General features: G+C 69.3%; 11 protein-coding genes and 2 pseudogenes. 7 read left to right on the top strand and 6 right to left on the bottom strand.

Annotated features, from left to right (window positions below):
* Window positions 1–139 precede the first annotated feature (139 nt).
* A complete protein-coding gene (locus ACWGJ2_RS39135) occupies window positions 140–472 on the bottom strand; it encodes an NUDIX domain-containing protein (RefSeq protein WP_453351170.1) in 333 nt (110 codons plus the stop codon).
* A 40-nt stretch (window positions 473–512) separates the two neighbouring features.
* Between ACWGJ2_RS39135 and ACWGJ2_RS39130 the strand changes: the two are divergent.
* From ACWGJ2_RS39130 to ACWGJ2_RS39110, 5 genes and pseudogenes are all read left to right on the top strand, one after another.
* A pseudogene (locus tag ACWGJ2_RS39130) lies at window positions 513–641 on the top strand (helix-turn-helix domain-containing protein); the annotation flags it as partial.
* A gap of 623 nt (window positions 642–1,264) precedes the next feature.
* Window positions 1,265–2,456, top strand: a pseudogene (locus ACWGJ2_RS39125) (IS110 family transposase).
* 204 nt (window positions 2,457–2,660) lie between these two features.
* Window positions 2,661–3,884, top strand: coding sequence for a low temperature requirement protein A (locus ACWGJ2_RS39120; RefSeq protein ID WP_453351169.1), 1,224 nt, complete (start codon window positions 2,661–2,663; stop codon window positions 3,882–3,884).
* A gap of 220 nt (window positions 3,885–4,104) precedes the next feature.
* A complete protein-coding gene (locus ACWGJ2_RS39115; protein ID WP_453351168.1) occupies window positions 4,105–4,560 on the top strand; it encodes a peptidoglycan-binding domain-containing protein in 456 nt (151 codons plus the stop codon).
* Between the two features lie 148 nt (window positions 4,561–4,708).
* Window positions 4,709–5,461 (top strand): peptidoglycan recognition protein family protein, encoded by a 753-nt coding sequence (locus tag ACWGJ2_RS39110; RefSeq protein WP_453351167.1) that lies wholly within the window; start codon window positions 4,709–4,711, stop codon window positions 5,459–5,461.
* A 75-nt stretch (window positions 5,462–5,536) separates the two neighbouring features.
* Here ACWGJ2_RS39110 and ACWGJ2_RS39105 read toward each other — a convergent pair whose 3' ends face one another.
* The 3 genes from ACWGJ2_RS39105 to ACWGJ2_RS39095 all read right to left on the bottom strand — a co-directional run bounded on the left by ACWGJ2_RS39105 (window position 5,537) and on the right by ACWGJ2_RS39095 (window position 8,171).
* The gene (locus tag ACWGJ2_RS39105; RefSeq protein WP_453351166.1) at window positions 5,537–6,658 is read right to left on the bottom strand and encodes an SPFH domain-containing protein; all 1,122 of its coding nucleotides are present in this window, start codon (window positions 6,656–6,658) and stop codon (window positions 5,537–5,539) included.
* 33 nt (window positions 6,659–6,691) lie between these two features.
* On the bottom strand, window positions 6,692–7,129 hold the full coding sequence (locus ACWGJ2_RS39100; protein WP_453351165.1) for an NfeD family protein: 438 nt from the start codon (window positions 7,127–7,129) through the stop codon (window positions 6,692–6,694).
* Between the two features lie 463 nt (window positions 7,130–7,592).
* The gene (locus tag ACWGJ2_RS39095; RefSeq protein WP_453351164.1) at window positions 7,593–8,171 is read right to left on the bottom strand and encodes a TetR/AcrR family transcriptional regulator; all 579 of its coding nucleotides are present in this window, start codon (window positions 8,169–8,171) and stop codon (window positions 7,593–7,595) included.
* Between the two features lie 103 nt (window positions 8,172–8,274).
* Here ACWGJ2_RS39095 and ACWGJ2_RS39090 point away from each other — a divergent pair, with 103 nt between their 5' ends.
* Together ACWGJ2_RS39090 and ACWGJ2_RS39085 are read left to right on the top strand one after the other, a co-directional pair.
* Complete coding sequence (locus ACWGJ2_RS39090) at window positions 8,275–8,661, top strand: nuclear transport factor 2 family protein (RefSeq protein ID WP_453351163.1); 387 nt, start codon at window positions 8,275–8,277, stop codon at window positions 8,659–8,661.
* Window positions 8,662–9,042: 381 nt separating this feature from the next.
* Window positions 9,043–11,634 carry a glycoside hydrolase family 9 protein gene (locus ACWGJ2_RS39085; protein ID WP_453351171.1) on the top strand — a complete coding sequence of 864 codons (2,592 nt, stop codon included), beginning with the start codon at window positions 9,043–9,045 and terminating at the stop codon, window positions 11,632–11,634.
* A 145-nt stretch (window positions 11,635–11,779) separates the two neighbouring features.
* Here the strand turns inward: ACWGJ2_RS39085 and ACWGJ2_RS39080 are convergent, their stop codons facing one another.
* Window positions 11,780–12,352, bottom strand: coding sequence for a GNAT family N-acetyltransferase (locus tag ACWGJ2_RS39080; RefSeq protein WP_453351162.1), 573 nt, complete (start codon window positions 12,350–12,352; stop codon window positions 11,780–11,782).
* Window positions 12,353–12,495: 143 nt separating this feature from the next.
* On the bottom strand, window positions 12,496–12,857 hold a 362-nt coding region (locus ACWGJ2_RS39075; protein WP_453351161.1), incomplete at its 5' end, for an integrin alpha.

Here is a 12,857-nt window from a genome sequence, read left to right as displayed (position 1 = left end):
ATCACTCGCCTCGCCTACGGCACCCACCACCACGTCGACTTCGTCCTGCACTGGTCCCGTTGGCGACGCCGCCGCCAGCACCAAGCCCGCCACAGCCACTACAAACGACGAGGCCACAGCCCATAGAACCGCCGCCCCGTCACCTCAAACGCCGTTGCAGTACTAGTGTTCGTAGCGCATGGGCAGCCCGCGCCCGCTGTCGTGCAGGAAGGAGTGAAAGCCCCGTCTCGACTTCGAAGAAGCGGTGCTCAGACACTTCAGCATCTTGGGGCGCCAGATGCGCCGCCTGCGGCGCATGCAGGGTTCCACCGTCGAAGATGAACGCGATCATGTCGTCCCAGGGCCCGTGCGGTTCCACCCACTCCACGCACAGCAGGCCCGTTGCGGTGACCTGCGCACCCAATTCCTCGGCCAGCTCCCTTACCCCTGCTGCGAGCGGGGACTCATTGGTCTCGGCCATTCCGCCCGGCAAGTCCCACCCCCTTTAGACACCGCACCGGCACACCGGCGCACCGGCGCTCACCCAGCAGCCCAATCGGCTCGAGCGAGACCTCGGTCAGCCCCTGCTCACACGAGCTGAACGCGGCACCGCCATGAAACTGACCGCCTTCGGTGGCTTCGGAAAGCACTCCGGCCGGTGATCGGCGCCGTGCTGCCGCTGGCCGACGTCGCCCACGCCCACAGCCTCTTGGAAGGCGGCTCCGTCGACCAAGGACGCGGACGCCCGCGCGGCAAGATCGCTCTCGCCGTGCATCCGTGGACGAGTCCCCGCACGGGGCGGCGCCCCGGCCCTGAGCGACGCGACCGTGCCTGGCCGGGGTGACCGGTCCCGTCGGATCGAAGGAATGGGGCACCTCGCGCACCTGTTGTCCTCTCGTATGAGCGAAACAACTGCGGTAGTGGCGGGCGCATATGGCGGTCCCGAGGTCCTGTCGGTGATCGATGTCGCCGTCCCGGAGCCGAGGCCGAACGAGGTACGGCTCAAGGTCCGCGCGGCCGGCGTCAATCCCTTCGACTACCAGTCATACAGCGGTCCTACCTTTCAAGGGTGGTTGCTCCGGTCACTCGTAAGATCGGAGGGCCCAGGGGCTCTGGGCATGGCTGTCATGTTTGAGACCGCTCGATGGCTCAAGGCACTTGGCCACCCGGAGCCCCGCGACGACTCGACCGCCAATTGGGAGATGCGACTCCGATCGCTGCTGTAGGACAACGTCGGCGAGGTCGTCTGCGGGATCGATGTGACGGCAAGCTGGCGGAGGGGAACGTGCCCGAGATCTGGGCCGGAGTGGACATCGGCAAAACGCACCACCACGCGGTGGTGATCAACACGGAGGGCAAGCGCCTGCTGTCTCGCCGGGTCGCGAACGACGAGAGCGAACTTCTCGCCCTGACCGGCGATGTCCTGGAGATATCTGCTGATGTGCTGTGGGCCGTCGACCTCAACCACGGCGGGGCCGCCCTGCTGATCGGCCTGCTGGTCAACCACGCCCAACCGGTCGCCTACCTCACCGGCCTGGCGGTCCACCGGGCCTCGGCCACCTGCAAAGGTGAAGGCAAGACCGATGCGAAGGACGCCTTCGTCATCGCCGACCAGGCCCGCGTCCGCCGCGACCTCGGCCTCTTTCGGCCCGGTGACGAGATCGCCGTCGACCTGCGCACCCTGACCACCCGCCGCCTGGACGCGGTCTTCGACCGAACCCGGCAGATCAACCGGCTCCGGGCACAACTGCTGGAGATCTTCCCCGCATGGGAGCGGGCCCTGGACCTGACGAACCGGGGGCCGGTGATGCTGCTGACCGGCTTCCAGACCCCGGCCGCGATCCGCCGGGCGGGAACGAGCCGGATCGAGACCTGGCTGAAGAATCGCAAAGTCCGCGGCGCCGCCGCACTCGCGAAGACGGCCGTGGAGGCCGCCCAGGCCCAGCAGACCGCGCTGCCGGGTGAGAAGCTGGCCGCCGCCATGGTGGTCCGCCTCGCGAAGGGGGTTGATGGCCTTCGATGAGGAGATCGCCGAGCTCGACGCCCTGATTGAGGCCCGGTTTCGCGAGCATCCGCATGCAGAGGTGATCCGCAGCCTGCCCGGCATGGGCGCCAAACTCGCAGCCGAGTTCATCGCTGCCACCGGTGGTGACATGGATGCCTTCGGCAGCTCTGACCGCCTGGCCGGCTATGCCGGCCTGGCGCCCAGACCGCGCGACTCCGGCCGCATCAGCGGCAACATGCGCCGGCCTCGGCGCTACCACCGCGGTCTGCTGAGAACCCTGTACCTGTCGGCCATGGTGAGCCTTCAGTGCTGCCCTGTGTCGAAGGCGTACTACGAGCGGAAGAGGAGCGAGGGCAAGGGCCACAAACAGGCCCTGCTGGCTCTCGCACGACGACGTCTCAACGTCCTGTGGGCGATGATCCGTGACGGAAAGTGCTTTCACCTTTCACCCCCCGTCACGGGAGCGGCTTGACAACACGATTGGGAAGTGCTTTCCGAATCGTCGGAGCGGGCACCTGATATGCGCCCGTTCCGATCCCGCCCCGCTCACGCTCCTGTCAGCACCGCGCGGCGTCGGCCGATCGGCCCTGCCGTGTCAGGCATCATGCGGGGCATGAATCACCCCGAAGCAACCAGCGCCAACGGCCGGCGCGGGCTTTCGCACCGCCTGGTACCGATGACCGGCCGTGACCCGGAGGAACCCGGCCGGGCCGCCTCACCACTGGAGCTGCTGTTCGACTTGACCTTCGTGGTCGCCGTCGGCACCGCGGCGTCCCAGTTCGCCGAGATGCTCGCCGAAGGGCACGCCGTCCAGGCGATCACCGCGTTCACACTGGCGATGTTCGCCATCAGCGTCGCCTGGCTCAGCTTCAGCTGGTTCGCCTCCGCCTTCGCCACCGACGACTGGCTCTACCGCGCCCTGACGATGCTCCAGATGATCGGCGTCGTCGTGTTCGCCCTCGGCCTCCCGGCGATGTTCCACTCCCTCGAAGAGGGCGACCACCTCGAACTGCGAGCCATGGTGATCGGCTACGTCGTGATGCGGATCGCGATGGTCGCGCAATGGTGGCGCGCGGCCCGTGAGTCTCCTCCCTTCCGCGAGGTCGGGAGGGCCAACATCCGCTGGACCATGATCGCCCAGGCCGGATGGATCGTCGTCGCTTTCACCGAGATGCCGCTCGCCGCCGTACTGGCCGCGTTCGTCGTGCTCGGGGTGCTGGAACTAGTGCTGCCGCTGCTGACCCAGGGCCGCGCGGGAGGAACCCCCTGGCATCCCCACCATGTCGCCGAACGCTACAGCTTGTTCGCCATCATCACCCTCGGCGAAGGAGTCGTCGGCACCATCGCCTCGTCCGGCGAACTCCTGGGCGGCGCGGACGGAACGCAGTGGAGCGCGAACGCCGTCGCCGTCGTCATCGCCGGAACCGGTCTGACCTTCGGCATGTGGTGGGTGTACTTCGCCACGCCCTTCGGCGACATCCTCACCCGCCGCCGCAACCGCGGATACCTCTTCGGCTACGGACACATCCCCCTCTTCATCGGCATCGCCGGAGCCGGCGCCGGGCTGCACGTGGCCGGCCTGCACCTGGAACACCACACGAAGATCAGCGACGCCGCCGTCGTGCTGTCACTGGCCCTCCCCGTCGGCCTCTACCTGCTGATGGTCTACCTCCTGCACACCCTGCTGCTCTCCACCGTGGACCGCTTCCACCTCCTGCTCATCGGCCTCACGCTCGCCGTGCTCACCGCGGCCGTACTGCTGTCCGCGGCCGGCGTCGCCGTCGCGGTGTGCCTGCTCGTCGTCATGCTCGCCCCCTTCGTCACCGTGATCGGCTACGAGACAATCGGACACCGCCACCAGCAGCACATGCTGAACAGCATCGCCGCACAGGAGCACTGACTCCCCATCGGATCGTACGGCCGCAGGCTCCGGCGGCTCTGGACGCGACCTGAGCGTGTGTTGAATCGGCATTCGTGAAATGGGTGCGGAACATCGGAGTCCCCTCCTTGACCTCGTCTTTTACGCCAGCGTTGAAAGGTATGTGGGTGATCGGGCCGGGCTGACAAGGTGGTCTCGGATCCCGGTGCAGCACCGGGGTGGTCTATGAGGGGGTTTCCGGATGCGATCGAAGATCATGAAGCGGGCGTGTGTCACCGCCGCGACCGTTGCCGCGCTCACGGTCGGCGGCCTGGCGGGGGCGAGCACCAGCTTCGCGGCGCCCGCGCAGTCCTCGGCGCGGACGGCGAGCGTGGAGGCCGTCGCCCCGCTCGCTACGGTCAACCTGGGGCTGGACACCGCCCACGCGAAGAGCTGGCAGTGCCTGCTGCGCGACAGGGGTTACTCCCCGGGCACCATCGACGGGCAGTTGGGCACCAACAGCTGGAAGGCGGCACAGAAGTTCTTCGACACTCTGGGCTACTACAACGACGCCATCGACGGGACCGTCGGCCCCAACACGATCAAGGCGTTGCAGAGGTACCTGAACCTCCACGGCGCCAACCTCGCTGTCGACGGGGTCGCGGGCCCGGAGACCAAGTCCGAGTTTTGGGACTTCGCCGGCACCCACCGCTGCTGACCCCTCCGCCGACCGCACCCACGGCCCGCTGCCCGTCCTCCCCTCGGAGACGGCCGGACAGCGGGCCCTGACCGTCGCGGTACGGCCGCTGTCATCGCAGCAGTCCTCCAGCACGAACAGGACGAGAATGGACAGGGAGACGTACAGGATGGAACTCTCGGACCACAGTGATCTCCCGGGCACCAGGCGCCCCACCCCCCGGGTACCGCGCCGGCTGCTCCTCGGCGCCCTTGGCGCCGCGGCCCTGCTGGGGACAGCGGTGCGCCCAGCTGCGGCAGCCGCATCGGCAGCCGCCTACCCCTTGCTTTCCCGGGCGCAATGGGGAGCGGACGAGGCTCTGCGCCACGGCGCCGACGGCACCGAGATCTGGCCCCCCGCGTACTACCCCGTCCAGACCTTGACGGTTCACCACACCGCGGACGGCGGTGACGGCCTGGCCCCGGCCGCGCGGGTGCGCGCGATCTACCGTACGGACGCCGCCGAGTACGGTGACATCGGCTACCACTACCTGATCGACGACAACGGTCAGGTCTACGAGGGGCGCTGGTCGGGCACCGACGGATCACCCGCGCACGACGGGTCGGGACGTCTGGTCACCGCGGCCCACATCGGGGGATACAACTCCGGAAACGTCGGAATCGCCCTGCTGGGGACGCTCACCGGACGGTCAGCGACTCCGGCGGCGCGCATCTCGCTGGCCCGGCTCCTGGCCGAACTCGCCAGGCGGCACGGGGTGGATCCACTGGCCGAGGTGCTCTACCGCAATCCCGCCAGCACCGCCGTCCGGACCGTGCCGGCCATCAGCGGACACCGCGACTGGGCGAGCACCGCATGCCCCGGCACCCTGCACACCGACCTGCCGTACGTCCGCCGGGAGGTTGCCGAACTCCTCGCCGGCTGACCCGAAAAGCCATCGGCCACCTCGCGCGCCGTCAGCCGGGTTCACCGTGCAGGCCAGGGGCTCAGGGCTCAGGGCTCAGTTGCCGGGCGACCGTTCCCGGCGCGGCGCCTGGGGCGGCTTGGCCGCCGCGGCCTCGGCCTCCGCCTTGGCGTCGGTCACCGCGGCGTCGGCCTGTTTCGCGGCCTCGTCGGCAGCCGTGGCGGCGTCGAGCGAACCGGTCGAGCCTGCCTCCAGTTCCGGAGCCCGGTCTCCGTCCTCGTCCGACGTGTCGTCGGCATCGGCGGTGGCTGTCCGATCAGGACGCGCGGGCGGTGGTGAACCCGTCCTCGTCTGGTCACTGAACGCGCTGGTGACGGTCCGGACCGCTTCGGTCAGCTCCCCTGGTATCACCCAGAACGTGTTGTTGTCGCTGCTCGCCAAGTGGGGGAGGGTCTCCAGGTACTTGTAGGCGAGGACCTTCGGGTCGGCGTTGTTGCGATGGACGGCCTGGAAGACGCGCTCCACCGATTTCGCCTCACCGTCCGCCCGCAAGATCATGGCTTGTTGTGTGCCCTGTGCCTCCAGGATGTCCTTCTGCTTGGTGCCTTCCGCGGTAAGGATCTTGGCTTGCCGCTCGCCTTCGGCGTGCAGGATGGCCGCGCGCTTGTCGCGCTCGGCCCGCATCTGCTTCTCCATCGCCTCCTTGATGGAGTGCGGCGGATCGATGGCCTTGATCTCGACGCGGTTGACCCGGATTCCCCACTTGCCGGTGGCGTCGTCGAGGACGGTGCGGAGCCGGGTGTTGATCTCCTCACGCGAGGTGAGTGTCTCCTCCAGGTCCATGCTGCCGATGACGTTCCGCAGTGTGGTCACAGTGAGCTGATCGATCGCCTGGAGGTAGTCGGCGACCTCGTACGCCGCCGCGCGCGGCTCGGTGATCTGGTAGTAGAGCACGGTGTCGATGTTCACCACGAGGTTGTCCTCGGTGATCACCGGCTTTGGGTCGGACGAATAGACCTGCTCGCGGACATCGAGTTTGGAGTTGACCCGGTCCGCCACCGGTACGACCAGGTTCAGGCCGGGTTGCAGCGTGCGGCGGTACCGGCCGAACCGCTCGATGTTGTAGCGGCGTGCCTGCGGGACGATCCGCACGGTGGAGGCCACGAGGAAGACGACGACGATGGCCGCCACAAGAATGGGGATGACAACTGGTTCCACAGTGCCTCCATCGCTTCGTGTGTGTTCAGCCGCTCACGGAAGGAGTTCGCGCGGATAGACCACGGCCGTGGCGCCTTCGATCTCCATGACGTCGACCAGCGTGCCCGCCGGGATCACCAGGCTCTCGTCGAAAGCGCGGGCGGACCACTCCTCGCCCGAGAGCTTGATCAGACCGCAGGTCGCGGTGACCTCCTGCACGACCTCGGCCCGCTTGCCGATCAGCGCGTCACTGCCGTCACGCATGAGGGGCATCTGCGCCATGTGCCGCAGCGCGACCGGACGCACCATGACCAGGCCCGCTCCCGCCGCCACTCCGAAGGCCACGAGCTGGCCGAACACACCGATGCCCACACCGGCGACGACGGCGGCGACGAGTGCCGCACCCGACAGCAACCCGAAGACCAGTGTCAGGGTGAAGAACTCCGCTACACCCAGCCCCGCGGCGGCGAGCAGCCAGAGGAACCATGGCATCGAATCGCCCTCCTTTGGGGGCCTTGTCCGCCAAGATACTCCCGGAACGCCGGGCCGAACAGATACGGCAACCGTGGTCGTCGACCGCTGAAGGGAATGCCCGGCAGGTTGGGTATCCGTGGGCGGCTCAAGTGGCCCTACGTCGTGGAGAACCAGAACGAGGCGCAGATGATGCAGGCCACAGTGATGACGTGATGACGTACTCGGCGTCGGGGAACAAGAAGACCCAGCCCCTCACCGTCGGTCCGCTGGGCGTGGACACCCCGGTCGTCGCGGGCTGGAGCGGCGCATGACGGGCACGGTCCCCGCGGCCCCCGCCCTCCGCAAGGGCTACGCCGACAGCCCCCTTCGGCCAGCTCCACTACGCGGAGTGCGGTCGTCGAGTGGGCGGCGCGCGGCGGCGAGACCTCCACGACGGAGAGGGCTCAATGAGACGGAGAGGGCTCGACAAGACGGCGAGGGCTCAACCGGAGGGCTCGCTGATGAAGCCCGCGACAAGTTCGCGGACGTACGCCTCGTCCGTACCGGGGATCGAGAAGACCACCCGGAAGTAGAGCGGCGCGACGATCCGGTCCAGGACCTGCTCCAAGGACGGGGGCGGGGGCGCGTCGCCGCGTTCCCGCGCCGCGTCGAGCACGGGACGGAAGCGCTCGCTGACCCTGCGCAGGCACTCGCGCAGTCCGTCGTGCCGCTCATCGACGTCGGGCGCGACCTCGGCGCGGAAGAACGCGATGCCACCGGGCCGGGAGAGCTCGGCCAGCGTCCAGACCGCCTGGTTCTCCAGGTCGGTGCGCAGGTCCCCGACGAGCGGGGGTGCTCCGGCGTCGCCGCGGTGCTGGGCGACGTCGGCCAGGAGCGCGGCGAGAGTACCCCAGCGCCGGTAGAGGGTGCTCGGGTTGACCCCCGCGCGCTGGGCCACGGCGGGGAGGGTCACCTGATCGGCGCCGCACTCGCTCACCAGCGCGATCGCGGCGCCGTGCACGGCGGCACGGACGCGGGCGCTGCGGCCGCCGGGCCGCTTCGTCGATGCGTCAGCGTTCATGCCCCCATCCTAAAGCAAAGATTTGCGCATTAGTGGGCCGGGCGCTTACGGTCCCACTAAAGCGGAGATCGCCGCTTTAGCACCGTGACGTGAAGGGAATGTCATGTCCACCAACGAAGCCCCCCTCGCCCTCGGGCGCAGTTTCCACCAGGCGCTCGTCTCGGGCGACTGGGACGGCATCCGGGCCCTGCTGCACGATGACGCCACCTGGACCCTGCCCGGCGACAACACCATCTCCGGCACGGTCGAAGGCACCGACGCCGTGGTGGAGCGCGCTCAGCTGATCGCCTCGTACGGCCTCGACTTCGAGCTGCTGCACCTCCTCGTCAGCAGGGAGAACATGGCGCTCTCCCTGCACAACACCGCGCGGCGGGAGGATGCCGTGCTGGACGAATACCTGGCCACGGTCTGCCGGCTCCGCGACGGAAAGATCGCGAGTATCGAGACCTACCTCTCCGACGTGCCCGGGATGAACGCCTTCTTCGTCTGACGGCTCCCCGCTCGGGTGCCGACCGTCAACCGGCCCCTCGCTCCCGCGCGCCCAAGCCCCGACCCGCCCGGCCTCCGCCCTGAACCGGGCGGGGTCGGCGGCCGGCGCGGAGACGGAGCGAGCGGACGTGACGCGTCCGACATCTTGACGACTCCGGAAACGCCCTCCACTCTCCGTTGGGAGCGCTCCCATACTCGGAGCGCCCACCACGCACGCCGCACCTCCTCCCGCACCTCCTCCCGCACCTCCCTCCCGCGCCACCGACGCCCACACTCCTGCGGAGGACAGAACGTGCCACACCAACGCCCCCTCCTGCCCCGCGCCTCCCGGCGCCCCCACAGGTTCAGACACCGGTTATTCAGCGCCACGGCCGCCGCCGGACTGCTGGCCGCGGTGCTCGTCCCCGTCGCCTCGGCCTCGGCCCCGGCCTCCGTCCCGGAGCCGCGGGACGAGCCGCCCGAGCTGATCGAGAACGGCGACTTCTCCGGCGGCACCGCCCCCTGGTGGTGGACCGAGAACAGTCCCGGCAGCGTCGTGGACGGACGGCTGTGCGCCGACGTGCCCGGCGGCACGGCCAACCCCTGGGACGCCATCATCGGACAGAACGATCTGCCCCTCACTGCGGGCGAGAGCTACAAGCTGAGCTACACCGCGACCTCCACCGTGCCGGTCACCATCCGCACCAACGTGCAGATGGCGACCGAGCCGTGGACCACGGAACTCGCCGAGGCCGACCAGATCGACGGCACCGCGGAACCCGTCAGCCACACCTTCACCGCGGACGCCGACCACACCGCCGCACAGCTCGCCTTCCAGATCGGCGGCAACGAGGAGCCGTACACCTTCTGCGTCGACGACGTCTCGCTGCGCGGCGGGGCGACGATTCCTCCGTACGAGCCCGACACCGGGTCGCCGGTCCGGGTCAACCAGGTCGGCTACCTCACCAACGGGCCCAAGAATGGCACCTTCGTCACGTCGGCCACCCAGCCGCTGCCCTGGACGCTGCACGACGCCGACGGCACCGAACGGGCCTCCGGCACCACCAACCCCGCCGGGGAGGACCCCACCTCACGGCAGAACGTCCACACCTTCGACTTCAGTGATGTCACGGCCGCGGGTGAGGGCTACACCGTCACGATCGACGGCCAGAAGAGCGAGCCGTTCACCATCGGCGACGATCTGTACGCGCCGCTGCGTACCGACGCGCTGGCGTACTTCTACCACAACCGCAGCGGCATCGAGATCGACGCGGACATCGTCGGCGAGAAGTACGCACGGCCCGCAGGGCACGTGAACGTGTCCCCCAACCAGGGTGACGACGACGTTCCGTGCCAGGAGGGTGTCTGCGACTACCGGCTGGACGCGGCAGGCGGCTGGTACGACGCGGGCGACCACGGCAAGTACGTGGTCAACGGCGGCATCTCGGTGGCCCAGCTGATGTCCTCCTTCGAGCGTACGCTCACCACCGAGGGCGCCAACGGCGCACCGCTGGGCGACGGGAAGCTCCGCGTCCCCGAGCACGGCAACGCCACCCCGGACATCCTCGACGAGGCCCGCTGGCAGATGGACTTCCTGATGCGGATGCTCGTCCCCGAGGGCGAGCCACTGGCCGGAATGGCGCACCACAAGCTGCACGACCGGGCGTGGACAGGGCTGCCGCTGCGGCCCGACCAGGACCCGCAGCCCCGTGAGCTGCACCCGCCGTCCACCGCGGCCACCCTCAACGTGGCGGCCACGGCGGCCCAGTGCGCCCGCCTCTTCCAGCCGTACGATGCGGACTTCGCCGCCCGCTGCCTGGAGAAGGCGCGCACCGCGTGGAAGGCGGCCAAGGCACACCCGGACGTCCTCGCCGACCCGAACGACGGCACCGGCGGCGGCGCCTACAGCGACGACGACGTCCGCGACGAGTTCTACTGGGCGGCGGCCGAACTGTTCGTCACCACCGGTGAGGACTCCTTCCGCCAGGAGGTCCTGGGCTCCCCGCTGCACGGCGACACCGATGGGGTGTTCCCGCGCGGCGGCATGTCCTGGGGCGCGGTCGCGGGACTCGGCGCGCTGAGCATGGCCACGGTGCCGAACAAGCTCACCGCCGAGCAGTTGAGCGCGGTACGGGCGACGGTGACGGAGGCCGCCGACGGTTACGCCGCCGACTCCGAGGACGCCGCTTACGGCCTGCCGTACGCGCCCGCCGACGGCCACTACGTGTGGGGGTCCAACAGCCAGGTGCTGAACAACATGGTGGTCCTGGCCACGGCGGACGACCTGACCGGCAAGAACGTCTACCGCGACGCGGTGCTGCGCGGCCTGGACTACCTGCTGGGCCGCAACGCGCTCAACCAGTCGTATGTCACCGGGTACGGCGAGCGTGACTCGCGCAACCAGCACCACCGCTTCTGGGCCAACCAACTCGACCCGGACCTGCCGAACCCGGCACCCGGCTCCGTGGCAGGCGGGCCCAACGACGGGCTCCAGGACCCGGTGGCGGCGGAGAAGCTCGCGGGATGTGCCCCGTCGATGTGCTACATCGATGACATCGAGTCCTGGTCCACGAACGAGATCACCATCAACTGGAACGCCCCGCTGGCCTGGATCGCCTCGTACGCGGACGACCTGGGCAGCGGCGGGGACGGGGACGGAGGCACCGAGCCGACGTGCGAGGTCAGTTACACCTCGCACCGGTGGAACAGCGGCTTCACCTCGTACGTGTCGCTGAAGAACACCGGTGATGCCCCCATGTCCCCCTGGAAGCTGGCCTGGTCGTACGCCGACAACCAGCGGATCACCCAGGCGTGGAGCGCCAAGGTCAGCCAGAACGGCCGCGACGTGACCGCCGAAGCGCTGGACTGGAACGCCAAGCTGGCCCCTGGGGCCGCGGTGACGTTCGGCTTCAACGGCACGGCGAGCGGACAAGTGGCCGATCCGCGCGTCTTCACCATGGGCGACCGGACCTGCCGCACCAAGCCGAGCGGCTGAACCACCGCACCACCGAACCACCGCACCACTGTCCCGGGGGCCCGCGAGCCCCCGGGACAGTGGTGCGCACCCACGCCGAGGACGTCGCTGCCGGTGCCACCGTCAGCGCATCCTGTGAACGTCACCGGCACCGAACGACACTCTCTCAGTGGTACGGGACCGGTATGGCTGACGGCCGCCACTCCCGCCTGAGCAACCCGAACACCCACGTGTCGGACACCTCGCCGTTCACGACGCACTCTTCCCGCAGCGTCCCTTCCCGCAGGAACCCGGTCTTCTCCAGGACCCGGGCGGATGCCACGTTGCGCGTATCGGTCTCGGCCTGAACCCGGTTCAGGTCCAGTGTGCCGAACGCCCACCGCAGCAGGGCATGTGCGGCTTCCGTCGCATAGCCGTGGCCCCACAGCGTGTCGTCGAGGCAGTAGCCCAGCGACGCGCTGCGGTGGTCCGGGTCCCATTGGGTCAGTGCGCACCAGCCGACGAAGGCACCGTCGGAAACACGGTCGATGGCCACCCGCGCTCCGGTGCCTTCGTCCGCCATCTTCCCGCACATCGCGATGAAGCGCCCGGCGCGAGCCCGGTCGTTCCACGGCGCGGAGTCCCAGTAGCGCATCACACGGGTGCTGCTGTGCAGCGTGAAGAGGACGTTCGCGTCGGCGTCGGTGAAGGGCCGCAGCCGCAGGCGAGTGGTGTGCAGTTCGGGCGTGGCCAGAGTCATGCGGACCATATTGCGTCCGCGTGACGCGGGCAGGGCACCGATTATCCGGCCCCGGTCCGGTCCGCACGGCCGGGGCGGCGCCTGGCATCAGGTTTTCGGGCTGTCGCGTGCGCGTACCCCCGCGACAGCCCCGCGGGTGAGCGTCAGGAGCCGTGGGCGTTGGTCGGCATGGACCGGCCGAAGTAGGTGTACGGGTCCTTGGACAGGCCCGCTGTGGCGGCCGAGAAGCTGACCGCGTGTGCGGTGCTCACGCCGTCGGCCGAGCCGCGCAGGCTCCACAGCGCGCCGTTGCTGGTGTTCTCGAAGGGTGCGGTGGCGGCCAGGTCGGCGTGCCCGTCACGGTTGGTGTCGGTCAGGCGGACGGCGGCTCCGAAACGGTCGTACGCCTCGTTCGCCCCCGGCACACCACCGGTCCCCTGGTGCACGGCCTGCGCGCCGTCGCCGGTGAGCCCCGCCGCCGAGCCGCGCAGGACGACGACGGAGCCGGTGTTGGCCACCGAGCCGA

The sequence above is a fragment of the Streptomyces sp. NPDC054796 genome, from assembly GCF_053611545.1.
Note: the sequence above shows the minus strand (reverse complement) of the source record. Positions and strands in the feature narration are given on the sequence as shown.